This is a genomic window from Porphyrobacter sp. ULC335 (assembly GCF_025917005.1).
Lineage (GTDB): Bacteria > Pseudomonadota > Alphaproteobacteria > Sphingomonadales > Sphingomonadaceae > Erythrobacter.
In genome coordinates, this window is record NZ_CP078091.1 from 3,561,410 (window position 1) to 3,588,115 (window position 26,706).

Sequence of the window (26,706 nt, forward strand, 5' to 3'; positions counted from 1 at the left end):
TGGCTGAGTTGGATGTCATCACTGTGCAATCAGGATCGCGGCAGTCGTAATGACCGGCGGAAGAACCTGGAGCAGAATGTCCAGGCGCCGCCGCTCTGGCGAATCGCCGACCATCACGATGTCATTGGGAAAAAGCTGCGGATCGGGGTAATTCCCTCGCTGGATCGCCCCGAGATTATAGACGCCGATATAGCGTTGATTGGCCACCGTTCTGAGGATGAGGACATCGTCCAGCCTCGCAGAATCGGTCAGCCCGCCTGACAGGTTCACCATCCGCAAAAGCGTCGGCTGGCCGGCGGCAGGATAGTTCCCCGGCTTGGTCACTTGCCCCCCGATGGAGATGGACGGAGCGGGGAAATCCTTGGGGATCACTCTCACCTGCGGGTCGAGCAGATATTGGCCGCGCAGTTTGTCGGCGATCATCTGCGCCGCTTCGGTTGGCGATCGGCCTGCGATGTCCACGATCCCGGCCAGCGGGAAGGCCAATTGCCCCCCTACATCGGTCAGGTAAGTCCCGCTGAGCGTCGCGGCACCGACCACCTCGATCTGCAGCGCTTCCTGCGGGCCGATCAGATAGGCGGTTTCAATCCGCGGAGCGGGGAGCGATTCGAGCGCGGTCACCTCGATCTCAGGCGCAAGCCCGACGGAGCGGTCATAGGCGCACGAGGCGGTCAGCCCGGCGATGGCAAGAACAACAATATGTCGCAGATTCGAAACCATAATGCCCCTTGTCTCCCGCCCGTTCCTTAATGGATTTTGGCGGCCCGCCAACCCATTTCGGTTGTTACATCAGGATCGGTGCTATTCGTTCGCCCCGGCCTTTGACGCCATGCTGTCGAAAGCAAGGCACAGCATCAGCCATACCGACACGGCTTGAAAAATCGGAGTCCGCAGCGGGTAATCGACCGCCGAGGCAGCCATCATGATCGCCAGCCATGCCGCCCAGAAAACCACCAGCGCGCCAGACCCAGGCGTGCGGCGGGCAATCCGCCAGATACTCGCTGACACCCACCCCAGCATCCCGAGCAGACAGGTTGCCGCCGGCAGCCCGCCCTCTATCACCAGCTGCGCCCAGTCATTATGCGCATGATTGACATAGAGCGGCAGAAGCAGGGCGGTCGGCTCGTAGCTGCGATAGACGGCGTCAAACGATCCGAAGCCGGTGCCGACCAGCCAGTGATCTCTCATCATCTCCGTCAGGACCGGCCACAGCGACCAGCGCAGGTCCTCGAAAGATTTGCTCGTCAGGAGGTCTCCGGCGGCGGGCGCCCGGTCAAGCAGCAGAAATGCCGCGACGACAGCAACGACGGCCGTCGCCCCGCCTGCCAGCAGAGCAAGGCCGAAGCGACGGTCGGTGCCTGCCGATGAGCCCTTGCGGGACGAGGGCGTTTCCCCTGCCCGCAACCCGAACCATAGCATCAGCCCCCCTGCCCCCAGCGCAAGCACCGTGGTGGCAAGCCCTGCGCGAGATCCGCTGATCAGCACGGCAAGCAGCACGAAAAGGCTTGCCGGAGCCAGCGACAACCTGACCCATTTTGGCAGATTGCCCGCCGGGCCGCTGATCGCCAGCCGTGCGATGACCAGAAGGACGATCGAAGAGAACACGGCAGAATGGTTCTCGTTGGCGAAGATGCCCGCTGGCGCGCCCCGGCTTGTCAATGCGAACAGATAGAAGGGGCTCTTCGGCCCGCCGATCACTTGCAGGATGCCGAAAGCGGCATTGATCAGGCCCATGGCGGTGATGGCGAGCAAGATCGCCTGCGCCTTCAACCGCGCAGACAGCGCCAGAAGCAGCGCAGCAACCGGAACAACCATGCCAAGCGCGGCGTCCAGTCCGCGGAACGGGGCAAGGGAAAGCGGCCGCCAAACCCCCTCTATGCCGGCAAGCTGGTCAAGCCTCGCAATACTCTCCCGTCCCGGCAATGACTGCCACAGGGTGGGCGGAAGCGGGACCAGCTGGAGGATCATCCAGCCGAGCATCACGCTGCCGAGGACAATCATCGCCCTGAAGTTTGCGAGGTCAGCGGCGCGCAGGCGGTAGAGCGCGGGGATCAGCAGCAAGGCCGCGATCGGACGCAGAATGGCATTCTGGATCGGATCGGCGCGGGAGCTGCCGCCCAGAAGCGCGAGTGCGATGATAAACACTCCCACCCAGAGCAGCCATGGGCCGGATGCAGCCAAGACCGCGCCGGACAGGCCGCCCGCTCCGCCATGTGACGAGGCCTTGCCGGTGCTCTCCCGGTTTGTCATTCGAACACCCCTTCTTTCAGGATATCGCCCGCGGGCATCCCGAAAATCCAGCTCTGGTACGGCAGGTAGCACTGCTCGAACAATGATGATGTCTGAGTCCAGCCGACAAGCATGGTCATCAGCGCCACATAGGGCAATGCCACGTGCAGCCACTTGCCTGACCGGAACTGGATGAAGGGCAGCCGCGCAAACATCACCGCCTGAATGGGAATGAGATAATAGGCAAAGCGATCAGCGATGACGCTCGAAACGAGCAACAGGAGCATGGCGAAGGTCATCCCCATCGCACCGATGCTGACAAGGCTGAAATCGCGGCTGAAATTGCGCTCCCATTTCTTCCGGAGAAAATAATAGAAATAGACCGCCGTCAGAAAAATGGCCCCGACCCGGAAGATTGCGCCGGAGGCATCGATGCCGTTGCCGATGTAGCGGGTGGCCGCCACGCCCGCACTGATCCCGCCCGCGAGAAAGAGCAGGCCGGGAATGGCGATGATCGCCGCCGCGGTCAGGCGTTCTTTGCTGTAGCGGCCGGTCGCCAGAGGCGCCAAGATCAGAAACACCAGAGCACTGGTGTGGAAGCCTCCGGCAATCAGCACCCACAGGACGAAACGCAACGGCCGTCGATCGATGAAGGCGCCAAAGGCGATGCAGATCAGGCCGATCGCCGCCCCCTGCCTGATCCCCGACATCGGCATGTTGATGACAAGGATCGGCAGCAGAAAGACCAGAAATGCCAGCGGGTCCGGCTGCCTGCGCGCCAGAACATGGACGCCGTAGAAGAAGATCGCGCTCGATACGATATTGATGACGGGGTAGCTGAAACCCTGACTTTTGATCAGTCTCATGATGAGCCACCAGATCGGCTCATTCAGATTGGCTATCAGGTCTTCCGAGACATCCTCGGCGGCGACATATTGATAGTAGTATCCCGACCAATCGCACCCGACTTGAAAGCGGAAGGCCGCAAACACGAATAGTGCCAGCAGGACGGGATAGTAGGCCTGCCGCCGCAGCTTCTTGTACCGCAACGAGGCATGGCTGAACACGAACAGCACGAGGGCGAAGAGGATGTAGATCACGGCAGTTTTTCGCCCTTTGCCACGCCCAGCAGCATTGTCGCCACTCGCGGCCCCCAGGCCTGGAGCGAATAGTGCTCTTCCACCTTCTTGCGGCCCGCAGCACCCATGCGCTGGCCCAGATCCGGGTCGTGAAGCAATGTCCGGATCGCAACGCGCCAATCGTCCTCGGTCCGGGCGAGGAACCCGTTGACGCCATGCTCGACAATGTCGCCATTCACGCCGACGGGTGAGGCAATCACGGGCAGCCCGCACGCCATGTACTGGATGAGCTTGTAGCCGCACTTGCCCTTTGCCCAGGGTGTGTCGGCCAGCGGCATGATCCCGATACGCATCTGGTGAATGTGCGCGACCTCGGTCTCCTCGCTCCATGGCAGGCTATCGAGCAGAGGGTGGGCCGTTGCCGCATGCCCCGCGCCGACCGCCATGATCCGCGCGCCGGCATCCTGCGCGGCCTGTGCCAGCAGCGGCAGCATCGGCTGGACATAGGCTTGCCATGTGCTGGGCGTGCCGATCCAGCCAATTCTTGCCATGTCCCCTGCCCCGTGGGCGGGTCTTGGCACATAGGCGTTCAAATCGACGACAGTCGGCACGATCTCGACCCGCGCCGCGCCCGCAGCCCGTGCACGATCGGCGAGATAGGGGTTGCCCGCCGTCACCAGCGCTGCCCGCGCCATCAACCGGTCAATCTTGTCTCCGAGCAGATGGCGGACAATCCCCGACCGGTGGAGGTCGTAATTGTGAAACACCGCGTCATCGAGATCGAGGACAAGCGGCACACCCTTGGGCAAGAGCCCGTTCTCGACCGCCCATGGAAGCCATGGGAACGCCTCCTTCTCAAGCCACAGCACGTCAACGGCGCCCGCCCGGCGCAGCTGCCCTATGCGGCGGATATAGGCGGCGGTCGCCTGAAACCCCGTCGGGCGCTGGGCGTACAGACGCTCGATATAAGCGCTATCAAAGAACGGCGCGCACGCGGTCTCGATCCCCGCCGCACTGAGCGCGCCGGCATAGTGCATGTGCCGCAAGCGACTGGAGGCGCCCGATGCGTCATAGCGGGTTGCCATCAGCACCTTCACGCAACATCGCTCCGCCACGCCTGCAGCATCAGGATGATCCACAGGCGGCTCGTCCAGTCGCGGCGTCCGTCGAGATGCTCGCGCCACGCCTGACGCACGGGAACGGGATCGATCAGACCATCGCGCCGCAATGCCTCTTCGGACAGAAGATCCTCCGCCCAGCCGCGCAGCGGGCCGCGCAGCCACTCGCCGATCGGGACGCTGAACCCTGTCTTGGGCCGCTCGATCAGCTCGCGCGGCACATGGCGGTAGAGTATCTGGCGAAGAGCCCACTTGCCCTGCCCGTCGCGGATCTTCATCGGCATCGGCAAGCGGGCCGAGGCGGCGATGACGTCTGGATCGAGGAACGGCACCCGCGTCTCGAGGCTGATCGCCATCGCCGCGCGATCGACCTTGCAGAGGATATCGTCGGGCAGATAGGTGCGCATATCCTGCGCCATCATCCGTGCCGCTGCATCATTGCCGAGCGACGCGGGAAGCGGATCATCAAGGATCGAGGCACCGGGCGAAGCCACGCCGCCGACCATCGTCTCCCCCGGCCATTCCGACACGAGGCTGCGATACAGGTCATCCAGCGTCCGCACATCGCGCAGGCGCGCAGCAAGCCGGTGCGCCTTGTCCCCCGGGCGTGACACCAGACCGCCAGCAAACACGCCCATCCCGTCCCATGCCGGGATCGGGACGGTCTGGATCGCCGTCCCCAGCCCGCGCCGGAGCCGATGCGGCATCCAGTCCAGCTTGTTCCAGATGCGGGGGCCCCAGAAATAACGGTTGTAGCCGCCGAACAACTCGTCCCCCGCGTCGCCAGACAGCGCAACGGTCACATCGGCGCGGGCCGCCTTGCAGACGAGGTGAGTGGGGATCTGCGACGAATCCGCAAAGGGCTCGTCATACATGTGCGGCAGCAGCGGGATGACCTCGCGCGCCTCGGTTTCGGTGACAGTCAGTTCGCTGTGCTGCGTGCCCAGATGCCGGGCCACATCAGCCGCGAACGGCGCTTCGTTGAAGGCAGCTTTCTCGAAACCGACAGTGAAGGTGCGAACAGGCTGCGACGATTGCGCCTGCATCAGGGCGACGATCAGCGAACTGTCGATCCCGCCGGATAGGAACGCGCCCAGCGGCACATCGGCCAGCATCTGCCTGCCGACCGAGCGGCGCAGGGCCGCTTCCACCTGTTCAAGAGCCTCCGCCTCGCTGGTGAATTGCGATGCGGCCCCGGCCTCGATCGTCTCGTCCAGCGACCAGTAGCGCCGGATCGAGAGCGACCCGTAACACTCCCCCGGCCGCAGCGGCTCGTGCGGCGGGCCTGCCGGAGGCGTGCCTTCAACCGTGAGGATGCATCCCGGCTCCAGCTTGTAAACACCGGGGTGGATGCTGCGGGGCGCGGGGACATAAGCGAACCGGAGATACTGGGCGAGCGCCTGACGGCACACCCCGCGCGGGAAATCGGGATGGCGACGCAGCGCCTTCAGCTCCGACCCGAACACCAGCGCTTGCCCCGCCCATCCCCAGTAAAGCGGCTTCTCGCCGATCCGGTCGCGGGCCAGCGACAGGCGACGCTCGCGCTTGTCCCACAGCGCCAGCGCAAACATTCCGGCCGCGCGGCCCAGGGTTTCGTCCAGCCCCCAATGCGCGATCCCGGCCAGCAGGGTCTCGGTGTCGGAATGTCCGCGCCATTCCGGCGCGGCACCAGCAGCACCAAGCTCGTCGCGCAGGTCGAGGTGATTATAGACCTCACCGTTGAACACGATCACCCAGCGTCCGCAGACCGAATGCATCGGCTGGGCACCCGCGGGGCTAAGGTCGAGGATCGACAGCCGCCGGTGGCCAAGGGCAATGCCCGCATCGGCCCACACCCCTTCCGCATCGGGCCCGCGGTGCACGAGAGCCGACGTCATCGCCTGAACAAGGCGCGGCAGGCCGTCGGCCGACTGACCCTCGGCGCTAAGTACTCCGGTCAGTCCGCACATCTGCGCCCACCATCGGTCAATTCGCTGTATAGCTGCGCATAGGCGGCGGTTCCGGCCTCAAGCGAAAAGACCTCTTCCGCCGCCCGGCGACACCGCTCGGCGATATCAGGGTCTTGCAACAGCGCCAACAGGTCGTTCCAGGCCTGCGCCATTGATGCCGGGTCTGGCGCATGGGCCAGCACCCCCACGCGATACTTGCGGATGATGTAGGCCACATCACCCACACCATCATTGGCGACGACCGGCATCCCGCACCCGAGGATTTCGGCCATGCGGGTCGGCGAGCTTCCCAGCTTGCTCAGCCCGTCGGTGAAGAACATCACCGAAGCCGTCTGTCCCTGAATGACCTGATGCACATCCTCCGGCGCGGCAGGCGCAATTGTCAGGCGGCTGCCCAAATGCCCGTCCGGATCAAGCGCCGCGCGAACCTGCGCCGCATCGTCCCGCGTGGTCAGTTCAAACACGACGTCGGGGGCCTGTTCGGCCACCACCTTCAGGAAAGCCGCCAGCCAGTCGAGCCGGAACCAGCCGCTCAGCACGGTGCCAAGGCAACCAATCACCCGCTTGGCCGAGGGCTGCGCGGGCGGCACGAAACGGTCGAGATCCGCACAGGTCGGGATCACCGCGATCCTTTGGCCTGCCAGCGCATCGGGATAGATCCGCTGCAAATGTTCAACCGCCGCATGCGTCAGCGACACCACTGCGCCCCCGCGGGCGAGGCAGGCGCGTTCCGCCGCCACCATCGCCCGGTGCAACAGCGAGCCGCGTGTGAGCCTTCCGGCGGTGATCAACTCCTCCGGCCACAGCGCGCGCATATCGAAAATGAAGGGCACGCCCGTGAGGCGCGACACGATCAGCGCCACCGCAGCAGGGATATAGGAGCGTGCATGGATCAGGCGCGCATTCTGCCCCCGCGTCTCGCGCAGGAGGAGCCACACCATGCGCACCATCGACAGCGCCGGTGCGATCACCTTGGGGCTCGCCCGGAAGTGTTGCGGCAGCCACTGGATACCCAGCGCCGCGCATTCGGCGCGCATGGCATCCATCCGCGTTATATCCGCCCGGTCCTCCGCCTTCTCGTAGGTGATGAGCGTGATACGATACCGGCCCGACAGCCCTCGCAGATAGGCCAGCACCTGGCTTTGGCCGAGCGGCTCGAGCAGGCCATTGCGGGTGAGGTAGATCGTGGAGGGCATCATAGCGCCAGCAGCTCAAGATACCGGCGCGCCGCGATTTCGGGCGCGAAGTCCTGCGCGCGGCGGACCTGGGCCTCGCGGTCCACGGGTGCGTCCAGCGCATCTTTCATCGCCTGCGTGAACGCGGGCGCATCCCCGACCGGGACCAGCCGACCATACCGCCCGTCCTGAAGGATCTCGGCAGGCCCCGACGGGCAGTCAGTCGATACCACCGGCAAGCCGAAGGACAGCGCCTCGACAATGACATTGCCGAAGCCTTCGTAGTCCGAGGACAAGGCGAACAGATCAGCCGTGGCGTAAAACGGTGCCGGATCGGAATGGAAGCCTGCGAAGATGACCCGGTCAGCGATCCCCAGCTCGCCGGCGAGCGCGTTCAAGGTGGCCTGATTGTCGCCATGCCCCACCAGCATCAGCCGGGCATTGCTTTGCGGTAAAGCAGCGAAGGCGCGCAGAAGCAGGGCGTGGTTCTTTTGCGATTTCAGATTGCCGACCGAAAGGACGCGCGGGCCGCCATCCCCCCACAGGGCCTTGGCGGCGCTTAGCGCGTCGACCGATGGCTGGGTTGCGGGGGGAATCGGATTGTAGATCGTGCTGAACTTGTCGATCGGCATGCCCGATAAAGCCGCCATGTCCTCGCAAGCCCCGCGCGATACGCCGACCCGCGCCGAAGCGAGGCGGTAGCCGGCGGTGGCCGACGCGCGCAGCGCCAGACCGTGCATTCGGCCCCAGTCCTTGTATTGCTGCGACAGAAATACGTGCTCGCTGACCAGCACCCTGCCGCGCAGACCGGCCATGCGTGCCGCGACGGGGGCGATCGCCGTCAACGGCCACATCGCCGCAATCAGGCCATCGGGCTGGGCTTGTCGCAGGAAACGGGCAAGGACTGGCAGCAGCAGGCGTGCCTTGGAGCAGCCGAGATCATGCACGGGGAAGGATGCCCGGGCCTCGTCCAGCAGCTCTCCCTTTGTCTCCATCAGAACGAATTCGGCACCATATCCGGCACGCGCGAGTTCGCTCGCGAGGGTGAGGCTGAGCCGCTCGGCGCCGCCACCGCCCAGATCTGGAAGCAGGAAAGCAATTCTGCGCATCAGGATGAGGCAGACCCGCCTTTGAACGCGATGACTGCGAGATCGTGCCGGGCGCTCATTTGCCGCGCGCCCGACGCCGGATCAACAATCGCAATGCTCCGAAGATGGTCGGGTCGATCCCGACAAGCCGGTAGGCCGTCACAGCCAGATAGGCCGTTCTCACCAGAATACCCGCCAGCACTGCAAGCGCGAAGGCGATGCCCGACCCTTCGATGACGGCGATGATGAGCGCGTTGCACGTCACGGCCAGCGAAATGGCAAAGCCGCGTGTGACCACCACGTCATGCCGTGCGGCATGAAGCAGGCTGATGCTGATCCCCCCCATCGCGTTCAAGACGCTTCCTCCCGCCAGAACAGACATGATCGGCCAAGCGGCTCGGTAATCATTGCCAAAGGCGAGAGCAAGCAAACTCTCCCCGAAAATCCAGAGACATCCGGCAATGGCGAGGGTCGGGAACAGCATGACCGTGGCAGAGGCCAGCGACAGGCGCCCGAGCTGTTCGGTGTCCTGCTGCTGGTAAAGCGATGACGCCATGGCGGGAACCATGACCTGGATCATCGTGATAGGCAGGCTGGAAAACACCATGATGGCGGTCGAAACCCGGAACAGGCCAGCCTGCTCCAACGTGGAGAACGCTCCGACGACTAGGATCGGAATGGCCACTTCTGTCGCCTGGATCACCGTGGCCATGCCCATCGTGGTGCTGGCCTTGCGCCATTCGCCTGTCTTTGCCTTGCCGGCAGAACCGGTGCGCGGCGCGCGCCAGACGCGCCACACGGTTCGCCAACCGAAAGGTAGCGCCAGCAAGATGGCTGCGAAGGTCAGGACCATTGCCAGTCCTGGCTCGATGGTCCCCGCCGTCAGCAAGACGATCCAGAGGAGCCCCGACTGCACGGCAGGCCTGACCGCTGTATCGAGCGACGGTCCGAGGACCAGCTTGCCCGCCCCGCACAGGATCGCCCCCACCAGTGCCAGCAGCGCCATCAGCGCGGTGACAGCCATCGTCGACAATGCCAGAACCGGCGGGGCCTCCAGCCCCCAGAAGGTATAGACCCCTACGGCCAGCGCTGCGGCAATGCCGAGAAGGAAAACATTGCGCAGGGACCAACCCACCAGCTGGGCGGCGCTTTCATGGTCGTTCTGCGCGCGGTAGGCTGACAGGTCGCGGGTCGCATGCAATTTCAGCCCGCCCGAAGCGATCGAGGCTCCCAGACCGGCCGCCGCTATCGCCGATCCGTACAGGCCATAGCCCGCGACACCCAGCCCCCGGGCCAGCTGGATGCCGACAAGGAAGGCCATCGCCGTGCCGAACAGGTAAATCCCCGCACTTCCGCCAAGCGCGCGCAGAAATTCCTTGCTTGAAGATAGCGCTGAAAAAATCTTCAGATCCTCAAATCACTCTCGTCGCGATCGAAGACGCTTTTCAGGTCAAAGAAGACGCTCTGTTCAGCCCCGTAGGCCCTGATCGCAGCCGCGCCGGCCTTGCGAAAGGTCTCATGCGCCACCGCAAGCACAACGCCGTCATAGATGCCTGTGAGGGGTTCGGCGATCAGGTCTAGCCCGTATTCGCGCCGCGCCTCTACCGGGTCTGAAAGCGGGTCGTGGATATCGACGATCGCGCCGTAATCGCGCAGCTCCCCGATCACATCGACCACGCGGGTGTTGCGCAGATCGGGGCAATCTTCCTTGAAGGTGAGGCCGAGCACCAGAATGCGCGCGCCGCCGACATGGATGCGCCGCTTGAGCATGGCCTTGACCATCTGCTGCGCGACATAGGCGCCCATGCCGTCATTGATCCGCCGCCCGGCAAGGATCACGTCGGGGTGATAGCCGAGCGCCTCTGCCTTGTGGGTCAGGTAATAGGGATCGACGCCGATGCAGTGCCCGCCGACCAGACCGGGGCGGAAGGGCAGGAAGTTCCACTTGGTCCCCGCAGCCTTCAGCACCGCTTCGGTATCGATGTCCATGCGGTTGAAGATGATCGCAAGCTCGTTGACGAGCGCGATGTTGAGATCGCGCTGCGTGTTCTCGATCACCTTGGCTGCCTCGGCCACGCGGATGCTCTCCGCCTTGTAGGTGCCGGCGGTGATGATGCTGGCATAAAGCGCATCGACCGTATCGGCGACTGCGGGGGTAGAGCCCGAAGTCACCTTGAGGATGGTGGTCAGGCGGTGGGCCTTGTCGCCCGGATTGATGCGTTCCGGGCTGTATCCGCAGAAGAAATCGGTGTTGAAGGTAAGGCCGGACACCTTCTCTAGCAGAGGGACGCAGTCTTCTTCCGTCGCGCCGGGATAGACGGTGGATTCGTAGATCACGATATCGCCCCGCTTGAGCGCGCGGCCCACTGTCTCGGTTGCCTTGAGAAGGGGGGTCAGGTCGGGCCGCTTGTGCGCATCGATCGGGGTCGGCACCGTTACGATAAAGATCGACGCCGCGGCCAGATCGGCCGGGTTGGTGGTCAGGCTGAGATGCCGGGCCTGCGCGAGTTCGTCCGACGAAACTTCGCAGGTCACATCGTGGCCAGCAGCGAGATCGGCAATCCGCTCGGCGCTGATGTCAAAGCCGATGACAGGCCGGTGCTTGCCGAATTCGGCTGCCAGCGGCAGGCCGACATAGCCAAGGCCGATGACGGCGATCATGGGCGTGGAAGCGTCAGTCATTCGTCTGTTCCTTGTTCGATGCAACCAGCCATCTGATCCCGCGCAGTCCCATGACAAAAAGCGCCGCCAAGGCAATCCCGGCGACACTCCCTACGAAGTCACCCCAGTCGGCGTTGCGGCGTACCTGAAATATCTGCACAATTTCGATCATTCCCGCAAACACGACTAGCGCCGCGATGGTTCTATTCCACCTCCCGAGCAGCAGAAGCGGTGTGGAAAAGACAAGAAACGCGGCAACGTGCAGTGCGAGGTCATTCTGGCCGCGCAGGACGGGATGGTCAGGAAAAGGACCTTCGAAGATAACGGCATAATAGGTCACCACAGCGCCGATCACGGCAGCCACCAGTCCGAGAAGCACCTTGAGGAATGCGGTGCCAGTCATCCGCACACCATGTCGAAACGGCTAGGCATAACATCATGTCCCGCAAAGCGATTCTCCGGCGCGTGATGCCCCTCTCGCCCTTTTCTTTCTCGCCGTGAAGGATAAAGAGACCGGCGCGCGAGAATGCGCGCGGCTGGAGGGCAGACCCATACATGTCCTGATGACAGTGAACGCGGCGTGGAACATCTGGAATTTCCGCAAGTCGCTGGTCGAGGCGCTGCTCGCCGATGGCCACCGCGTCACAGTGCTTGCCCCGCCGGATGAGACAGCTGCGAAACTCGCGGCGCTGGGCTGTGATGTGCGCCCGCTGGCGATGAGCGTGAAAGGGCTTAATCCTCTCGAGGATCTCCGGCTCGAACGCCGCTTCGCCAAGGCCTTGCGTGACCACGCGCCCGACGTCGTGCTGAGCTACACGATCAAGAACAACATTTTCGGCGCGCCCGCGGCAAGGGCTGCGGGCGTGCCATTTGTGCCCAATGTCACCGGTCTCGGCACCGCATTCCTCTCCGGGCGGGTCCTCGAACAGGTTTCGGTGCAGCTCTACCGGCGCGCCTTTGGGCCGTTGCCTCAGGTGTTTTTCCAGAACGCCGACGACCGCGATCTGTTTGTGAATTACAGGATTGTTCGCGAGGAGCAGACCCGGCTCCTGCCCGGATCGGGCATCGATCTTGTTCAGTTTGCGCCTGTCCCCATGCCCGATGCTGCCGATCCGCCCGTTTTCCTGATGATCGCGCGCCTGTTGCGCGACAAGGGGGTGATCGAATTCGTTGAGGCGGCGCGGATCATCAAGGCGCATAATCCGGCGGCACGCTTTCAGTTGCTGGGCGCGCTTGGCTCGGAAAATCGCACCGCGATCGACGCGGCGATGGTTGAGGGCTGGGTGAACGAAGGCATTGTCGAGTATCTCGGCACCACGGATGACGTGCGCCCCTTCATCGCGGCTGCTTCTTGTGTGGTTCTGCCCTCGTATCGCGAAGGTGCGCCGCGTACCTTGATCGAAGCGGCAGCCATGGCCCGCCCCGTCATCGCGACCGACGTGCCCGGATGCCGCGCGGTGCTTGAGCGCGACGTATCGGGTTTTCTGTGCGAGGCCCGCAGCAGCGCCAGCCTCGCCGAGGCGCTGGGGCGCTTCCTCGCTTTGACCCCGGACGCTCGCGCCGCGATGGGGCGTGCAGGCCACGACAAGATGGCGCGCGAGTTCGATCAGGCGCTCGTCATCCAGGCTTACCGCGAAACAATCGCCGCGCTGACGCGGCGCCGGAGCGTCTGATACGCTCTCAGGCAGCTAGAGCACTTTCCGGCCATTCTGGGTCACCCTGACGGAGTCGATTTTGGCTCAGCGCGAGGAGAGAGGAGGGAGCTATGCTAAAGCATAGTGACCGACGATCGACGCGGCGCTGGGCCAAAATCGGCCCGCCCCTTCGGGATCGCATCAGGAAGCCCGCTGGCTTCCTGATGCGATCAGGGCGATCCAGAATGGTCGGAAAGTGCTCTAATCGGCCAAGGCCGAAAGCTGCGTTTCGACGCGTATTGTTCCTGCGTCTCTGAAGCGCACGATTTCCTCGGTGATCGCCTGAAGGTTCGCCAAGGTCGCGGGCGCGGTCGCCACGTTTTCCGGATGCAGCCAGAAATGCGCCACGCCGCCGGAACGGGCTGCATCAGCCAGAAGATTGCGGGCGCGCCGCCGCGTCACCGCAGGCGGCACCAGCCTCCGCAGTCCGCTCATCCAGTTGATGAAAACGCCCGACGGGATTTCGGCTGGCCGGGATACATCCCGATCCGGCAGTGCTTGGGAAGGGACCGCAAGATCAAACTCGGACAGGAGTGATTGCGCGCGGCTCGGATATTTGCGCGCGCCCCGGAACGCCTTGCAGCCAAACTCGGCCAGCACATCGAGATGCGCGATTTCGTTTCGCGGAAACACCATGGTCTGCCGATGCTCTGGCCGCGCCAGTTCCATCTCCCGCCGCGCCTGTTCGCGCGAAAGGTCTGTCCACGGAACGTGGGTGGCCCCGTGGAACGCAATCTCGTGCTGGCCCCTACCGGCCATGTCCAGAGCCCAGTCCCCAACCCAACCCTCTTCGCCCGCCGCGAGGCCAGAAGCGGCGCGTGCCAGATAGGGCAGTTCTTCAGCGTACTCCCGCACCAGCCGGGTGGTTTCGGGCGATGCCGGCCGCGTGAAGAGCTCCACAAAGGCAAATGTCGCGCTGATTTCGGCCCGTCCGAGCAGTGCGATGATATCGCGGTACGCCTGCCGCAATCTCGCGTCGGTCAGGCCTGATGCCACCTCGGGCGTCAGGTGATCTGCGACACCCCAACGCCCCTCGCAATCAAGCGATATGATGGCCGTGCCGGTCATACTCCGTCGGAATCCATATAAGAGAGATACCAGTTTTCGCGCACTTCGGCGGCCACGCCCCGCGCGCTGAGTGCACGCGCGCCGAAGTTGATCTCAACAGGCCGCAGCCGCTCGGGCATGGGGTAGAAGCCGGCACCGCGAAAATCGCGGAAATTGGGAGACCACGGAAAGCACCATGCAAGGGCGATCTGCGCACCCTGCCGCGCCAAGTGATTCATTTCGGATTGCAGGAGGGGTTTCAAACCCTTGCCGCCCATCGCCTCGACAACATAGGCGATCCGCGTTCCATGCTTCTCCAGCATGCGGGTGACGACAAGCGCGCGGTCGCGGCCCTCGCCATAAATGCTGACCCTGTATTCGCCCGCGTGGGGCGCTCCGAATATCCTGCGGTTGAGTGCCTCGGCATCGCGCATGACGGCACAACCGATATTGGAGCTGAAGTCAGCCCAAATCTGATCGGTTTCGCGTCCGAATTCGCGCGGCGAGACGCTTGCCACCTTTGTTCCACGAGCGAGGCGCAGGCCGCCGGGCAGCCCGGCTTTCCGGAGCAGGTAGGACGCATTGAGCGGACGAAAAAGGAACGGCACCTGGCCGAAATTGTGCCAGCCCAGACCGCCGAACCACGCCGGGGCAGCATTGGCATTGGGAAAGCCCCACGTGACATCCACCCCGGCTTCGCCCGCTGCCTCGGCAAAGCCGTGCGCCAGCCGCGAGAACAGGCGCTTCCCGCGCGCTTCTTCGGATACGAAGGAATCGACCGCCTGGAAGGCCGTCCCCTCCTGCGCGCCCAGCTTGACCCGTGCGGCGATATTGGCGGACAGCCCGATGATCCGGCCTCCGCTGCGGGCAACGCAGAAAGGCGGGCAAGGTGCAGCCGGCATGCCGAAGGTCCACGCAAGTCCCGCAGCCCCCTGCCTGGCGCGCTCAAGACCGAAATCCTGATAGGCGTCCAGCAATTCGGGCGATGCGCCTTCGAGCCCGATCCGAATTCCGTCATCCATGATGAATCCCTTACGGCGAAAGCCGGCCGCCGACCATAGGCAGAACCCCATGCAGTTGCAGCCGCGACGACAGGGAAACCGGCGCATTGGCGGCTTTGTTACCCGGCATGGAGCGCACCGCAAAGACCCTAAACCGTTTCACTTCCAAGCTTTTTCGTGTTTAATGCAGTGCAGACGACATGCGCCCGATTCGTGCGCCTAGGGGCTGATGGCATGACCGAATGGTTTCTGGCACAGCGAACCCCGAGAGTAATCGGCTTGTTATCCGGTCAGGCCGCGACATCTCTTGGGCGTGAGGGTCTAGGTTTTTTCCACGGGAAGCCGGGAGCGTTCTCGTTTGCTACCGCCGACGGCAAAGGTGTGCGTTGTGCAATGCAGGCCGGTCTTTCTGTTCGATGCAAGCGTCAAGCCACGGTAATGCTTGACTCATTTGCGAAATCGCTGGATGGGGCGCAGCCATTCCGTGATGCCTCCGTGGCCAGCGGCGGCGCGATACATGTCAGGGTAGCAGAATGACGAGTATCTCCGTGGAAGGCTCATCGGCACTCATCCCTGATTCGGAAGACGGGGCGGCGCGGATCGATCTGGATCAGCCTCCGTTCTGGCCCGTGGATGAAGATGCCGCCGCCGACAGCACGGCTCCGGACCCCGATGCGGAGCCGGACGAAGGCTCCGAAGATGGCTGGCAAAGCCTCGATTACACGACCGTTCCGACGCATCGCCGCGCGGCATTGTTGAAGCGCTTTGAACTGCCGCTTTTGCTGGCGGTCGGCCTGGGGCCGGCGCTGTTGCTCTGGTCGGTCATGGACCGCGTTTTCTTTGCCGATGCCTTCGTGGAAACGACCTCGGCGCTGGTCTCCTCGATTGTGCTTTCGTGGTATATCCTGTTCCAGCTCAAGGACCACGCAAACGCGCGGCACCTGTCATATGTCTTGCCGGTCAATCTGGTCGTTTTCGCCGGTGTGCTTGCCACTGTGGCGCTGTTGCGGGTTCCCTATTCCGGGTCCTACTTCACGGTCGGCGCCGTTTTTGCGGTGGCGGGAAGCTTCCTGTCCGCAGTCTACGCACGCCGGTTGGTCAAGCCGCATCTCATCGTTGCCGGTGGCAGAGCCGCCGAAATCACGCTCAACAGCCAGTACCTCCCCGCGCCGTCGCTCGATGACCTCGGGCGATTGATCGAGACAGGATGGCGGGAGTGGGCGATTGTCGCCGACTTGCACTACCCGCATTCGGAACGCGCCGAGCGATTGTTCGCACAGGCCGCACTGGCGGGAATTCCGGTGTACCACTTCCGGCAGATTGCCGAGATGCAATCCGGACAGGTCAAGATTTCGCACCTCAGCGAGAATGATCTCGGATCGCTGATCCCGAACATTTCCTACACCTCGGTCAAGCGGGCGACCGATATCATCGGCGCGCTGATCCTCATCCCGATTTGCGTCCCGTTGTTTGCAATGATCGCCCTGCTCATCCGGCTCGATTCAGCCGGCAGCGCGTTCTTCATTCAGGAGCGGATGGGCTATCAGGGTCGGACCTTCAGGATGATCAAGTTCCGCACCATGCGTGAACGGCGCCGGAGCCAGGGAACGATCGAGAACCGCGAAGACGCGATGACCCGCTGCGACGATGATCGCATCACCCGGATCGGACGACTGCTGCGCAAGACGCGGATTGACGAGTTGCCCCAGGTCTTCAACGTCCTGCGCGGCGAGATGAGCTTTATCGGCCCGCGGCCCGAAGCCTGTTCGCTTTCCGCGTGGTATGAGGCCGAACTGCCGTTCTATCCCTACCGGCATATTGTCCGGCCGGGCATCACCGGTTGGGCACAGGTAAACCAGGGTCACGTAACAGACGTATCCGACGTACTCGAAAAGCTGCGCTTCGATTTTTACTACATCAAGAACATCTCGCTGTGGCTCGATCTTCTCGTGGCGCTGAAAACGCTACGAGTGATCGTACACGGTATCGGCGCAAGGTAGAGCCGCACAGCGGGCTCACGCTTGCCTGACTTTGTTCCTTCGGAATCGTGACTGCCTGCGGACCAGTCTTCCGGTATGCCCCATGAGATAAGCAAGAACGGACACGTCACGATTCTGCAACATGACTTCCTGTGCTTTCCGGCCTATTTACCATAGCCCCTATAGGGCGATGAAGGCAGACAAACTTCACTTCCCCTTTATTGCTGACGTGCCGCTGCATTATCATTGACAAGATAAGCGGCCACGCGCACTTTCCGACCTGCACGGAAGCGGTCGCACCCTTTCCTCAAGTCAACGGTATGGTCGTTCCGGCCATGGGCCGCTTGTGTCCGTGCGCCGGTTTCTCACCGGCTTCAGGCAATGGGAGGAGTTATCATGGCAGATCCATTTCTCGGTCAGATTATCCAGGGCGGCTGGACCTATGTTCCGGACAACTACGCATCATGTGCCGGCCAGCTTTTGCCGATCGCACAGAATTCCGCGCTGTTTGCATTGCTGGGCACCACCTACGGCGGCAACGGGACAACGACCTTCGCCTTGCCTGATCTGCAGGGCCGCTCGATGGTCAATATCGGTCAGGGACCGGGCCTCAGCCCCTATGCCCTCGGCCAGGTGGGCGGTGCCGAAGCGATCACGCTGAACACCAGCCAGATGCCATCACACACGCACCCCGTCGCCCCCAACCCCAACGCCTTCAACGCGGCGAACATCAAGTCCACCGAGCAGGAGCCGTCGACCGGTGCGATCTTCGGTCGCGGGGCCGACACCGGGACAGGCACGGCAGTTCCGGAAGTTTACCTGCCCGCCGGCACCACGCCGACCATCGCGCTCGGCCTCAACATCGCCGGGTCGATCACCCTCGGCGCTGCGGGTGGAAGCACGCCCGTTCCGATTCTGTCGCCCTATTTGGCGGTGACGGTGTGCATCGCGCTGCAGGGCATCTTCCCCGCGCGCCCCTGATCTGAACGACAGGTCCGGGCCGCTGGAAAAGCGGCGGCCCGGACCGTCTTCAGTTGAAGACCGCCTGATAGTAGTGTCCCGGCGTGTCCGTACCCATTGGCTTGGCAACCGGAATGAGGTGAACCAGCTCGGGGCCCCATTCGCCGCAACGCAGCCGATAGGTGGCCTCGATCAGCTGCACCTCAGCCTTGCTGCGGAAGATGAGCGTGAAAGGCAGCCGCTCGATCATCGTGGCATGCTGCTTCAGCGGGGTTGCGGAAACCAGCAACAGCTCCGCCGGGCGCGGGTTACAATCGGCGAGCAGCACCTGCCCAACCATCGGAACGAATTCTTGAAGATGAATCGGGCGCGGGATGATTTCGTCGTTGCTCATGAGACTCAATTACCCCAACCGGGCGCAGGAGCAAGAAGCAAGCGCCTGATTGTAGGGAGGGAGCAGGCCCGAACATGTCCGATCCCGACACCGCGGCCCGCGCCTTCGACGCGCAGTTCAGGCAGCGCGCACCTCGCCTCGACATAGCAGCGGAGCGGCCCGAGCATCACGATGCACTGCGATGCTTGTACGCCGCGTGCTCCCCGCTTGCAGAGTTGCTGCCTGAAGCGCTGATCGACCTGCAATTCCAAAGCCGCGAAGCGACGTATCGCAGCACCCGCCCGCTCGCCATGCGCCGGGTGATTACGCATGGAAGCGTGACGATCGCGCGCATCATCGTCGACTGGCAGCAGCCCGGGGCAAGTCATGGCGTGGATATCGCCGTGCACCCTGAACACCGCTCCACCGGCGCGGCGCTGGCGATGCTGCGCGCATGGCTGGCGGTGGCCGATGCAGCGCAGCGACAGTGCACGCTCGACGTGATCGCCGACAATCCCGCCAAGCGGATCTATCAGCGGCTCGGTTTCGTCGAACAGCAAAGCGATCCCGGCGCACCTTTTGTCTTCATGGTGCGACCGGCGGCACGGCCAGCCGAGGGACATGACTCGCGAGGCTTAGCCCCATCGCACCGCAGGGGCGGTTCGCCTTCCATCTGATTTATGTGAGTGCTGCCGAGCCCTCCCCGCAGCAGCTTGCGTGTGCCTATCACAGGAGGACAATCCCATGGCAGACGCAATCAACACTGACGAAACCCGCGAACTCATCGGCTCAAACAAGGTCGAGGGCACCGCTGTCTACGGTCTGGACGGCGAACGGCTGGGCACGATCACCAACTTCATGGTCGATAAGCGCTCGGGGCAGGCAGAATACGCTGTCATGCAGTTCGGTGGTTTTCTGGGCATCGGCGCAGATTACTATCCGGTCCCATGGTCGAAGCTGAGCTACAGCGTCGAACACGGCGGCTATGTTGTCGATCTCGACAAGGACACCCTTGAGGATGCTCCGCGTTACAGCAATGACGACGAGCCGCAGTATGACGCCGATTACGACCGTGAGGTCAATTCCTACTACGGCGTGACCTACTGACAATGATCTGACGGCCCTGCCCCGAACGGGCGGGGCCGTTAGTCCTTGGGGTCAAGGGCCTCGGCCACTTTCTCGGTCTTGCGCTGCGGCAAGGCGATCATGCCCAGGATAAACAGGGCAAACACCAGACAAATCGCGTTGGGAATGATCAGCGTCCATTCGCCTTGGAGCACGCCGAAGGTGGTCCAGGCCGCGAATGCAAGGCTGGTCAGCGCGAACATCGCCAGAGACAAGCCCTTGGTCGAACGCTCGCGGATGATTTTCCAGGCCTGCGGCGTGAAGCTCGCAACCGAGGCACAGGCGCCGATAGTGCCGACTACGGTAACCCAGTCGATCGTCATGGGGTCTTCCATTCTTTTCTGAAGCAAGCAGTGCGCACCCGGCGAAGGGGCGCGCAAGCGCGCCCCTTCGTCAGGGATCGCCGTGTCAGCTGCCGACAATGGTTCCCCCATTCGGGTGGAGCACCTGACCGGTCATGTAACTTGAATCCTCGCAAGCAAGGAACAGGAAGCAAGGCGCGACCTCGTTGGGTTGGCCACGGCGGCCCATCGGGGTGGACTCGCCGAAATGCGCCAGCTTGTCCTTGCTCGCCCCGCCCATCGGGTTGAGCGGCGTCCAGATCGGCCCCGGCGCGACGCCGTTGACCCGGATGCCCTGCTCCGCCAGATTCTGCGAAAGGCTGCGGGTGAAGGCGGTGATCGCGCCCTTTGTGGCAGAATAATCGAGCAGCTCCGCTGCACCCTGATACATCGTCACCGACGTGCAGTTGATGATCGCTGCGCCGCGGCCAAGATAAGGCATGGCGGCCTGCACCAGATAGAACATGCCATAGACATTGGTCTGGAAGGTCCGCTTCAACTGCTTGCGGCTAATTTCGGTGACGTCCTTGTCGGGGTGCTGTTCGCCCGCGTTGTTCACCAGAATGTCGATCTTGCCGAACTTGCGGATCGCAAGGTCGATAATCTCGCGGCAATGGTCCCGGTCGCCGATGTCACCCGCAATGGTGACAGCATGCGCGCCTTCGTCCTCGACCATCTCGGCCGTGGCGAGCGCGTCTTCCTCCTCTTCGAGGTAGGAAATCACGACATTCGCCCCTTCGCGGGCGAACAGAACGGCGACCGCGCGTCCGATCCCGGAGTCTCCGCCGGTAACGATCGCCACCTTGCGGTCGAGCCGCCCGGAACCGGGATAGCGCGGTTCCCAATCGGGCTTTGGTTTCAGATTGGCTTCGAGGCCGGGCAAATCACCCTCTTCCAGCTTGGGAACGATCGTCGGGCTATGGGACTTGGACATGGAGTAACTCCTTGAAATAAAGAAATGCAGGTCAGGATAGCGAGACGTCCAGCACCATCATCAGCACCAGACCGGCCATCAGCGCAGGCGTGGCCGAGCCGTGCTCGATCCGCCGCCGGGTGTGCGGGATGATCTCGGCCACGACGACGAACAGCATGGCCCCTGCTGAAAAACCGAGAGCCCAGGGGAGCACTGCGGCGGATGCCTCCACCAAGGCGACAGCCAGCGCGCCGCCAACGGGTTCGACCAATCCGGTGGCAAGCGCCGCAGCAGCGCAACGCGTCCGGCTCCATCCGAGTGTCGCGAGCAAGGCAGCGACCGCCATGCCCTCGGGAATGTTCTGGATGCCGATGCCGAGCATGGTTGCCCAGCCAAGCTGTGGGTCACCGGACATGAAGCTCAGGCCAACCGCAGTGCCTTCGGGCAGGTTGTGCAGGGTCATGGCGACGATGAACAAGGCGATGCGCCGCTTGTCCTCGGCCTCGGGCCATGTGCCGAAACGCGCCGGGATAGCCCCACGCACCGCGAGCGTATCCGCCAACAGCCCCATACGCCCCATGGCCGCCGCACCGATCCATACGGCAGCGATCACCCCGACGGCCGCCATGGCAGCCGAAGCCCCGCCCACCCGCATCTGGTCGAATGCGGGCAGGATCAGGGAGAAGAACGCTGCGGCAATCATGACCCCGGCCGCAAATCCGATCAGCAGAATCTGACGGCGTTCATCGGGTGGGCCCGACACGGCCACAACCGCCCCGCCGAGCCCTGTCATCGCCCCGGCGATCAGGCTCGCGATTATTCCGATGAGCGCCGGATCGGGCATGGCCCCGGCCGCGTCAGTCGCCAGCGCTGCCGAGATCAGCCCCGGTCAGCGGATCGCTTTCCGGATCGGAAGCGGTGCGTTCGGCCATGGCGCGCAAGGTCTTGAGCTTGTCGGCAGGCAGATCGACATGTGCCGCCCCCTCGCCGCCATCGACCGGACCAGCCGCCACGACATCCTCGACCCGCTCCCATTCCGGGCCGCTATTCCAAGGGCCTTCGGTATCACCGGGGCCGGTCGAAGCGTTGACGTAAAGCGTATCGTAAGGCTTCACGCCTTCCAGCCGTCCGGGCGGGAAATTGTCGGCAATGCTGTAGAGCGCCTTCTCGAAGCTCTTCTGGTGCGCAATCTCGCGGGTCATCAGGAAGCCCAGCGCGTCCTTGATGCCCGGATCATCGGTGATCGCGATCAGGCGTTCGTACACAATCTTGGCGCGGCTTTCGGCGGCAATGTTGGAACGAAGGTCGCAGGTCGGGTCGCCACGCGAGTCGATATAGGCCGCGGTCCATGGCACGCCCGATGAATTGGTCAGCGCGGGGCCACCGCCATAAAGGATCGACTGCGTATGGCTGTTGCCGCCCGCCGTCAGCGACTTGTAGAGCTCGGCTTCCTCAAGCGCGGCTTCTGCCAGATCGCCCTTGGCGCCCTTGTTGAGCATGGCGACGATGGAACCGATCACCTCCAGGTGGCTCAGTTCCTCAGTGGCAATATCGAGCAGCAGGTCTTTGCGGCCCGGATCATCCTCGGCAAGGCCCTGCGTGAAATAGCGCATTGCCGCTGCCAGCTCACCATCGGGTCCGCCGAACTGTTCGAGCAGCAACGAGGCGAGGACAGGATTCGGTTCGGACACCCGGACGGTGTATTGCAGGCGCTTGTTGTGGCTGAACATGGTGCAGCTCCCTTTTTTGCGGCCACACGGGCCAAAGATCAGATGTTCGGGTCGTCGTGTATATTGCGGCGCCAACGAACGGGCTCTGGCGGAGCCAAATCACGCTGCCTTGGAAGGCACAGAAAGCTAATGATAGCGACCACCAGCGGCAGACCGAGTATCCAGAACGGTAGAATCGAAACCGCGAATGAAGAGGACATCAGAAACTCCGCTTATGACTCTCACTGATTTCGGAATTTGTTGGAGAGAATTTGCGGTCGTCCTGATCCATGACCCATAACATGGGTTCACAACACGCCAGATTCAGGCAGTTTTGTTTGGTTCTCACCTATGTGAGACTTATGTTTTGCAAGGCAGGCTATGGTGGGCTGTCGCCCCGTTGCGGCGCCGCCTCCCCAATCTCAGGACTGCGGCCACACTCCATTTGGAAGGCCTTTTGCTATGCACCGCCCGTCCCAGTCGCGTTCTTCCTCCACGCCTGCGCAGCGCGCCCGGCTCGTCTGCTTTTCGCACTTGCGCTGGAACCTCGTCTTCCAGCGGCCGCAGCACATCATGTCGCGGCTGGCTGACAATTTCGACGTGCTGTACTGGGAGGAGCCGCGCGAGGATGAGGCGTGCAAAACGCCGCGGCTAGAGCGTGAGAGTCTGGCAACCGGTCTCGATCGGGTGGTGCCGGTTCTACCCGCCGGTCTTGATGAAGCGCAGCGTGATGCGCAACTTCGCAGCCTCCTCGATGCGACGCTCGAAGCCGACGCCGGGCCGCTGGTGTTCTGGTATCAGACACCGATGATGCTCGGCTTCAGCGCCGGAGCCCAATCCGATCTGGTCGTCTATGACTGCATGGACGAGCTTGCCAATTTCGCCTTTGCACCCGCCGACATCGCCCAGCGCGAAGCGGCACTGATGGCGCGCGCGGACATTGTCCTGTGCGGCGGGGCGAGCCTTTATGAAGCGAGGGCCGCCCGCCACCACAACATCCACTGCGTCCCCTCGGGCGTCGATGTGGCCCATTTCGCGCGCGGCACTGATGGCTTGTCCGAGCCGGCCGATCAGGCTGCGCTACCCCACCCGCGGCTTGGCTATTACGGCGTAATCGACGAACGCATGGACCTCGCGCTGCTAGCCGAAGCGGCGCGGCTCCGCCCCGATTGGACTTTCGTGATGGTCGGCCCGGTGGTGAAAATCAGCGACGCGGATTTGCCGCGTGCAGCCAATATCCATTGGTTGGGGCGCAAGGATTATGCGGAACTCCCCGCCTATGCTGCGGGTTGGGACGTCGCGCTGATGCCCTTTGCCCGCAACGCATCGACCGCGTTCATCAGCCCGACCAAGACGCCGGAGTATATGGCAAGCGGCCTGCCGGTCGTCTCGACATCGATCCGGGACGTTGTGAGCGGCTATGGCCATCTCAATTGCATCCGGATCGCCGATGATGCGGCGGGGTTTGTCGAAGCCTGTGCCGATCTGCTGGCTGCACCGGACGCCGCCCGCGCCGTATGGCGGGCAGAAGCACGCGATTGCCTTGGCGACAAAAGCTGGGATGGCATCGCAGCCCGGATCTCAAGCAAGCTCGAAAACGCGCTGGTCACCCGCCAGGTCGACAAGATCGTCAGCGCCGCACCCCACCGGTCGCCGCGCCATTACGATGTGCTGGTGGTGGGCGCAGGTTTTGCCGGGTCCGTGATGGCCGAACGGCTTGCCACCGGATCAGGCCGGTCAGTGCTTGTCATCGACAAGCGCGAACACATCGCGGGCAACGCCTTCGACCACAAGGACGGGGCAGGCATTCTGGTCCACAAATACGGGCCGCACATCTTCCACACCAACAGCCGCGACATTCTCGACTATCTCTCGCGCTTCACGCGCTGGCTCCCTTACGAGCACCGTGTGCTGGCGCAGGTCGACGACAAGCTGGTGCCGATGCCGATCAACCGGACAACGCTGAACGTGCTTTATGGGCTGGATCTCGCCACTGATGCGGAGGCCGAAGCCTATCTGAAGTCGGTCGCGGTTGACGTGCCCGAAATCCGCAGCTCGCGCGAAACTGTGGTCGCGCAGGTGGGCGTGGATCTCTACGAGAAATTCTTCGAAGGCTACACCCGCAAGCAATGGGGCATCGACCCGAGCGAGCTCGACAAATCGGTTGCCGCGCGTGTGCCAGCGCGCACCAACACCGACGATCGCTATTTCACCGATACCTACCAGTGCATGCCGGCACGCGGCTACACCGCGATGTTCGCCGCCATGCTCGACGAGCCGCGCATCACTGTGATGACCGGTCAGTCGTTCGACGATCTGCCCGATGACATCACCTGGGACCATCTGGTCTGGAGCGGGCCGATCGACGAATATTTCGGCCATCGGCTCGGCAAGCTGCCTTATCGCTCGCTGCGCTTCGAGCACGAGACCCTGAAGTGCGAGCAGGCGCAGCCTGTAGCCGTGGTGAATTACCCCGATGAAGCTGTGCCCTACACCCGGATCACCGAGTACAAGCACCTGACCGGACAGCGCGCGCCCGTGACCAGCGTCACCCGCGAATATCCGGCGGATGAAGGTGATCCATACTATCCCATCCCGAACGAGGCGGCACAAGCGATGTACAAGCGCTACGACGCGCTGGCGCGGGCTTGCGACAATGTCACCTTTGTCGGCAGGCTTGCCACCTACCGCTATTACAACATGGACCAGATCGTCGGGCAGGCACTCGCCACGTGGCGTAGGCTTGATGCGCGCTGGCAGGCAGAGGCGATGGCCGGATCGGGTGCGGTGGCCGCGGAATGAAGGAGGTCGCCTCGCTGGCGCAGGAGGCCCTGCGAAGGGTCGCCCCGCCCGAGCCTGAGCCCGGCGCATGGATCCGCTGCGCTCCGGGTGCGCCCTATTTCGCGACGGAAGCCGGTGTCGCATGGACGCCGGTTGGCCATAATGAGGCCATCACCTGGCCGCATCTGGCCGGGCTGTACCGCCGCCGTGATCCGCACGTGACCGAGCGTCACTTCGCCGATCTGGCGGCGCAGGGCGTGACCTGCCTGCGGCTGATGCTCGACTACAGCCAGGTGCGCCACCGCCACCTCGAACATCGCGCCGGGGAGTTCAACCCGGAGGTGGTGAAGATGTGGGACGATCTCATTGCGCTGGGCGAACGGCATGGCATCCGCTTCCTGCTCACGCCCTTCGACACGTTCTTCATGGCACGACGCTGGAAAACGCACCCCTATTCGCGTCACGCCGGCGGGCCGAGCCATTCACCCAAGACGATGCTGACGTGCGGCGATACCCGCGCGGCAATCATCAACCGCATGCACTTTGCCACACGCCGTTGGGGCCACAGCCCCGCGATTTTCGCCTGGGATCTGTGGAACGAGATTGATGCTTACTACGCAGGCGGTGACCTGAACGCCGTGCACGACTTCGTGACCGAGGTGTCCGAGGCGCTGCGGGCAGAAGAGATGCGCCTGCATGGCCGCGCGCATTTGCAGACCGTTTCGGTGTTCCTGCCCAATCTCGTCAAAGACCCCCCGCTTGGGGAGATCATCTTCCGCCACCCTTCCCTCGATTTTGCGAGCATCCACCTTTACGAGAAAGGCACGATCGATGCACCGCGCCGCTCGCTCGATCCGGCCGCAGCGACGGTCCGGCTGATGAGCGCAGCAATTGCCGAATGTCCGCCGGAGCGGCCCCTGCTTGATACCGAGCATGGCCCGATCCACGCCTTCAAGGACCGCCACGCAACTCTGCCCGACGCCTTTGACACCGAATGCTTCAGGCGCACCCAATGGGCCCACTTGGCGAGCGGCGGGGCGGGGGGCGGGATGCGCTGGCCCTATCGGCATCCGCACGTGCTGCTGCCCGCGATGCATGAAGCGCAGAGCGTGCTGGCGGCGTTTCTTCCGCTGATCGACTGGGGCAGTTTCCGCCGCGCGCCGCTGGGCGACCGGCTCAAGGTGCACGGCCTGGCCGGGTTGGCTTGCGGCTGCGGCGATAACAGGCAGGCGGTCGTTTGCCTGATGGCGGACGAGGCCCATACGACCACGGCCAATCCGGTGGAGATCACCGGCCTCGATCCGGGTTGCTACTCTGTCTCGCAGATCAATACCGTCACCGGAGCGCGCGAACACAGCGTCGCGCAGACCCGACAAGATGGGACTCTCGTGGTGCTGGTCGTAGGAGGTGGGCACGATGTCGCATTGGCGATCAAGCCGGCGCCCGAAGGCTCTTGAAGGGGCGGCAGTCTCAAAACTGCCCGC

25 protein-coding genes are annotated in these 26,706 nt (G+C 63.4%); 8 read left to right on the forward strand and 17 right to left on the reverse strand.

Going from position 1 to position 26,706, the window contains the following annotated elements:
* Positions 1 to 18: 18 nt before the first annotated feature.
* The 10 genes from KVF90_RS17065 to KVF90_RS17110 form a co-directional block, all read right to left on the reverse strand.
* Positions 19 to 720, reverse strand: coding sequence for a polysaccharide biosynthesis/export family protein (locus tag KVF90_RS17065; protein ID WP_264392745.1), 702 nt, complete (start codon positions 718 to 720; stop codon positions 19 to 21).
* 81 nt (positions 721 to 801) lie between these two features.
* Positions 802 to 2,250, reverse strand: coding sequence for an O-antigen ligase family protein (locus tag KVF90_RS17070; protein WP_264392746.1), 1,449 nt, complete (start codon positions 2,248 to 2,250; stop codon positions 802 to 804).
* A complete protein-coding gene (locus KVF90_RS17075) occupies positions 2,247 to 3,329 on the reverse strand; it encodes an EpsG family protein (RefSeq protein WP_264392747.1) in 1,083 nt (360 codons plus the stop codon). The genes KVF90_RS17070 and KVF90_RS17075 overlap by 4 nt, the downstream gene beginning before the upstream one ends.
* On the reverse strand, positions 3,326 to 4,405 hold the full coding sequence (locus KVF90_RS17080) for a glycosyltransferase family 4 protein (protein ID WP_264392748.1): 1,080 nt from the start codon (positions 4,403 to 4,405) through the stop codon (positions 3,326 to 3,328). Before KVF90_RS17080 ends, KVF90_RS17075 begins: the two co-directional genes overlap by 4 nt.
* Positions 4,402 to 6,375, reverse strand: a complete 1,974-nt coding sequence (gene asnB / locus KVF90_RS17085; RefSeq protein ID WP_264392749.1) for an asparagine synthase (glutamine-hydrolyzing) — start codon at positions 6,373 to 6,375, stop codon at positions 4,402 to 4,404. Before asnB ends, KVF90_RS17080 begins: the two co-directional genes overlap by 4 nt.
* On the reverse strand, positions 6,363 to 7,574 hold the full coding sequence (locus KVF90_RS17090; protein ID WP_264392750.1) for a glycosyltransferase: 1,212 nt from the start codon (positions 7,572 to 7,574) through the stop codon (positions 6,363 to 6,365). Before KVF90_RS17090 ends, asnB begins: the two co-directional genes overlap by 13 nt.
* On the reverse strand, positions 7,571 to 8,659 hold the full coding sequence (locus KVF90_RS17095; RefSeq protein WP_264392751.1) for a glycosyltransferase: 1,089 nt from the start codon (positions 8,657 to 8,659) through the stop codon (positions 7,571 to 7,573). The genes KVF90_RS17090 and KVF90_RS17095 overlap by 4 nt, the downstream gene beginning before the upstream one ends.
* A gap of 55 nt (positions 8,660 to 8,714) precedes the next feature.
* Complete coding sequence (locus KVF90_RS17100; RefSeq protein ID WP_264392752.1) at positions 8,715 to 9,959, reverse strand: hypothetical protein; 1,245 nt, start codon at positions 9,957 to 9,959, stop codon at positions 8,715 to 8,717.
* Between the two features lie 83 nt (positions 9,960 to 10,042).
* Positions 10,043 to 11,320, reverse strand: coding sequence for a Vi polysaccharide biosynthesis UDP-N-acetylglucosamine C-6 dehydrogenase TviB (tviB, locus tag KVF90_RS17105; RefSeq protein ID WP_264392753.1), 1,278 nt, complete (start codon positions 11,318 to 11,320; stop codon positions 10,043 to 10,045).
* Complete coding sequence (locus tag KVF90_RS17110; RefSeq protein ID WP_264392754.1) at positions 11,313 to 11,702, reverse strand: hypothetical protein; 390 nt, start codon at positions 11,700 to 11,702, stop codon at positions 11,313 to 11,315. Before KVF90_RS17110 ends, tviB begins: the two co-directional genes overlap by 8 nt.
* Before the next feature lie 160 nt (positions 11,703 to 11,862).
* Here KVF90_RS17110 and KVF90_RS17115 point away from each other — a divergent pair, with 160 nt between their 5' ends.
* Positions 11,863 to 12,972, forward strand: coding sequence for a glycosyltransferase family 4 protein (locus KVF90_RS17115; protein WP_264392755.1), 1,110 nt, complete (start codon positions 11,863 to 11,865; stop codon positions 12,970 to 12,972).
* A 222-nt stretch (positions 12,973 to 13,194) separates the two neighbouring features.
* Here KVF90_RS17115 and KVF90_RS17120 read toward each other — a convergent pair whose 3' ends face one another.
* Complete coding sequence (locus KVF90_RS17120; RefSeq protein WP_264392756.1) at positions 13,195 to 14,061, reverse strand: polysaccharide deacetylase family protein; 867 nt, start codon at positions 14,059 to 14,061, stop codon at positions 13,195 to 13,197.
* Positions 14,058 to 15,062 carry a hypothetical protein gene (locus tag KVF90_RS17125; protein WP_264392757.1) on the reverse strand — a complete coding sequence of 335 codons (1,005 nt, stop codon included), beginning with the start codon at positions 15,060 to 15,062 and terminating at the stop codon, positions 14,058 to 14,060. Before KVF90_RS17125 ends, KVF90_RS17120 begins: the two co-directional genes overlap by 4 nt.
* A gap of 213 nt (positions 15,063 to 15,275) precedes the next feature.
* Here KVF90_RS17125 and KVF90_RS17130 point away from each other — a divergent pair, with 213 nt between their 5' ends.
* The 3 genes from KVF90_RS17130 (at position 15,276) to KVF90_RS17140 (ending at position 18,001) form a co-directional block, all read left to right on the forward strand.
* A complete protein-coding gene (locus KVF90_RS17130; protein ID WP_264392758.1) occupies positions 15,276 to 15,578 on the forward strand; it encodes a hypothetical protein in 303 nt (100 codons plus the stop codon).
* A complete protein-coding gene (locus KVF90_RS17135) occupies positions 15,575 to 17,041 on the forward strand; it encodes a sugar transferase (protein WP_264392759.1) in 1,467 nt (488 codons plus the stop codon). The genes KVF90_RS17130 and KVF90_RS17135 overlap by 4 nt, the downstream gene beginning before the upstream one ends.
* A gap of 375 nt (positions 17,042 to 17,416) precedes the next feature.
* The gene (locus KVF90_RS17140) at positions 17,417 to 18,001 is read left to right on the forward strand and encodes a phage tail protein (RefSeq protein WP_264392760.1); all 585 of its coding nucleotides are present in this window, start codon (positions 17,417 to 17,419) and stop codon (positions 17,999 to 18,001) included.
* Between the two features lie 49 nt (positions 18,002 to 18,050).
* Here the strand turns inward: KVF90_RS17140 and KVF90_RS17145 are convergent, their stop codons facing one another.
* A complete protein-coding gene (locus KVF90_RS17145) occupies positions 18,051 to 18,374 on the reverse strand; it encodes a DUF6916 family protein (RefSeq protein ID WP_264392761.1) in 324 nt (107 codons plus the stop codon).
* A gap of 74 nt (positions 18,375 to 18,448) precedes the next feature.
* On the opposite strand from KVF90_RS17145, the gene KVF90_RS17150 reads away from it, so the two are divergent.
* Both KVF90_RS17150 and KVF90_RS17155 read left to right on the forward strand, forming a co-directional pair.
* Positions 18,449 to 19,030 (forward strand): GNAT family N-acetyltransferase, encoded by a 582-nt coding sequence (locus KVF90_RS17150; protein ID WP_264392762.1) that lies wholly within the window; start codon positions 18,449 to 18,451, stop codon positions 19,028 to 19,030.
* A 67-nt stretch (positions 19,031 to 19,097) separates the two neighbouring features.
* Positions 19,098 to 19,460, forward strand: a complete 363-nt coding sequence (locus KVF90_RS17155; protein ID WP_264392763.1) for a PRC-barrel domain-containing protein — start codon at positions 19,098 to 19,100, stop codon at positions 19,458 to 19,460.
* 38 nt (positions 19,461 to 19,498) lie between these two features.
* Here KVF90_RS17155 and KVF90_RS17160 read toward each other — a convergent pair whose 3' ends face one another.
* The 4 genes from KVF90_RS17160 to KVF90_RS17175 form a co-directional block, all read right to left on the reverse strand.
* Positions 19,499 to 19,801, reverse strand: a complete 303-nt coding sequence (locus KVF90_RS17160; RefSeq protein WP_264392764.1) for a SemiSWEET family sugar transporter — start codon at positions 19,799 to 19,801, stop codon at positions 19,499 to 19,501.
* 85 nt (positions 19,802 to 19,886) lie between these two features.
* Complete coding sequence (locus tag KVF90_RS17165) at positions 19,887 to 20,753, reverse strand: SDR family oxidoreductase (RefSeq protein ID WP_264392765.1); 867 nt, start codon at positions 20,751 to 20,753, stop codon at positions 19,887 to 19,889.
* 31 nt (positions 20,754 to 20,784) lie between these two features.
* Positions 20,785 to 21,576: a ZIP family metal transporter gene (locus tag KVF90_RS17170; RefSeq protein ID WP_264392766.1), complete on the reverse strand. Its 792-nt coding sequence runs from the start codon at positions 21,574 to 21,576 to the stop codon at positions 20,785 to 20,787.
* A 13-nt stretch (positions 21,577 to 21,589) separates the two neighbouring features.
* Entirely contained in the window at positions 21,590 to 22,462 is an 873-nt protein-coding gene (locus tag KVF90_RS17175) for a manganese catalase family protein (protein WP_264392767.1), read from the reverse strand.
* A gap of 441 nt (positions 22,463 to 22,903) precedes the next feature.
* Between KVF90_RS17175 and glf the strand changes: the two genes are divergently transcribed.
* Together glf and KVF90_RS17185 are read left to right on the forward strand one after the other, a co-directional pair.
* Positions 22,904 to 25,243: a UDP-galactopyranose mutase gene (gene glf, locus KVF90_RS17180; protein ID WP_264392768.1), complete on the forward strand. Its 2,340-nt coding sequence runs from the start codon at positions 22,904 to 22,906 to the stop codon at positions 25,241 to 25,243.
* Positions 25,240 to 26,679, forward strand: a complete 1,440-nt coding sequence (locus tag KVF90_RS17185; protein ID WP_264392769.1) for a hypothetical protein — start codon at positions 25,240 to 25,242, stop codon at positions 26,677 to 26,679. The genes glf and KVF90_RS17185 overlap by 4 nt, the downstream gene beginning before the upstream one ends.
* Positions 26,680 to 26,706 lie beyond the last annotated feature (27 nt).

Bases quoted from the DNA above. Each gene is read 5' to 3' on its own strand.
- KVF90_RS17065 (WP_264392745.1), bottom strand. From the start codon at position 720: ATGGTTTCGAATCTGCGACATATTGTTGTTCTTGCCATCGCCGGGCTG.
- KVF90_RS17070 (WP_264392746.1), bottom strand. From the start codon at position 2,250: ATGACAAACCGGGAGAGCACCGGCAAGGCCTCGTCACATGGCGGAGCG.
- asnB (WP_264392749.1), bottom strand. From the start codon at position 6,375: ATGTGCGGACTGACCGGAGTACTTAGCGCCGAGGGTCAGTCGGCCGAC.
- KVF90_RS17090 (WP_264392750.1), bottom strand. From the start codon at position 7,574: ATGATGCCCTCCACGATCTACCTCACCCGCAATGGCCTGCTCGAGCCG.
- KVF90_RS17095 (WP_264392751.1), bottom strand. From the start codon at position 8,659: ATGCGCAGAATTGCTTTCCTGCTTCCAGATCTGGGCGGTGGCGGCGCC.
- KVF90_RS17100 (WP_264392752.1), bottom strand. From the start codon at position 9,959: ATGGCCTTCCTTGTCGGCATCCAGCTGGCCCGGGGGCTGGGTGTCGCG.
- tviB (WP_264392753.1), bottom strand. From the start codon at position 11,320: ATGACTGACGCTTCCACGCCCATGATCGCCGTCATCGGCCTTGGCTAT.
- KVF90_RS17110 (WP_264392754.1), bottom strand. From the start codon at position 11,702: ATGACTGGCACCGCATTCCTCAAGGTGCTTCTCGGACTGGTGGCTGCC.
- KVF90_RS17115 (WP_264392755.1), top strand. From the start codon at position 11,863: ATGACAGTGAACGCGGCGTGGAACATCTGGAATTTCCGCAAGTCGCTG.
- KVF90_RS17120 (WP_264392756.1), bottom strand. From the start codon at position 14,061: ATGACCGGCACGGCCATCATATCGCTTGATTGCGAGGGGCGTTGGGGT.
- KVF90_RS17125 (WP_264392757.1), bottom strand. From the start codon at position 15,062: ATGGATGACGGAATTCGGATCGGGCTCGAAGGCGCATCGCCCGAATTG.
- KVF90_RS17130 (WP_264392758.1), top strand. From the start codon at position 15,276: ATGACCGAATGGTTTCTGGCACAGCGAACCCCGAGAGTAATCGGCTTG.
- KVF90_RS17135 (WP_264392759.1), top strand. From the start codon at position 15,575: ATGACGAGTATCTCCGTGGAAGGCTCATCGGCACTCATCCCTGATTCG.
- KVF90_RS17140 (WP_264392760.1), top strand. From the start codon at position 17,417: ATGGCAGATCCATTTCTCGGTCAGATTATCCAGGGCGGCTGGACCTAT.
- KVF90_RS17145 (WP_264392761.1), bottom strand. From the start codon at position 18,374: ATGAGCAACGACGAAATCATCCCGCGCCCGATTCATCTTCAAGAATTC.
- KVF90_RS17150 (WP_264392762.1), top strand. From the start codon at position 18,449: ATGTCCGATCCCGACACCGCGGCCCGCGCCTTCGACGCGCAGTTCAGG.
- KVF90_RS17155 (WP_264392763.1), top strand. From the start codon at position 19,098: ATGGCAGACGCAATCAACACTGACGAAACCCGCGAACTCATCGGCTCA.
- KVF90_RS17160 (WP_264392764.1), bottom strand. From the start codon at position 19,801: ATGACGATCGACTGGGTTACCGTAGTCGGCACTATCGGCGCCTGTGCC.
- KVF90_RS17165 (WP_264392765.1), bottom strand. From the start codon at position 20,753: ATGTCCAAGTCCCATAGCCCGACGATCGTTCCCAAGCTGGAAGAGGGT.
- KVF90_RS17170 (WP_264392766.1), bottom strand. From the start codon at position 21,576: ATGCCCGATCCGGCGCTCATCGGAATAATCGCGAGCCTGATCGCCGGG.
- KVF90_RS17175 (WP_264392767.1), bottom strand. From the start codon at position 22,462: ATGTTCAGCCACAACAAGCGCCTGCAATACACCGTCCGGGTGTCCGAA.
- glf (WP_264392768.1), top strand. From the start codon at position 22,904: ATGCACCGCCCGTCCCAGTCGCGTTCTTCCTCCACGCCTGCGCAGCGC.
- KVF90_RS17185 (WP_264392769.1), top strand. From the start codon at position 25,240: ATGAAGGAGGTCGCCTCGCTGGCGCAGGAGGCCCTGCGAAGGGTCGCC.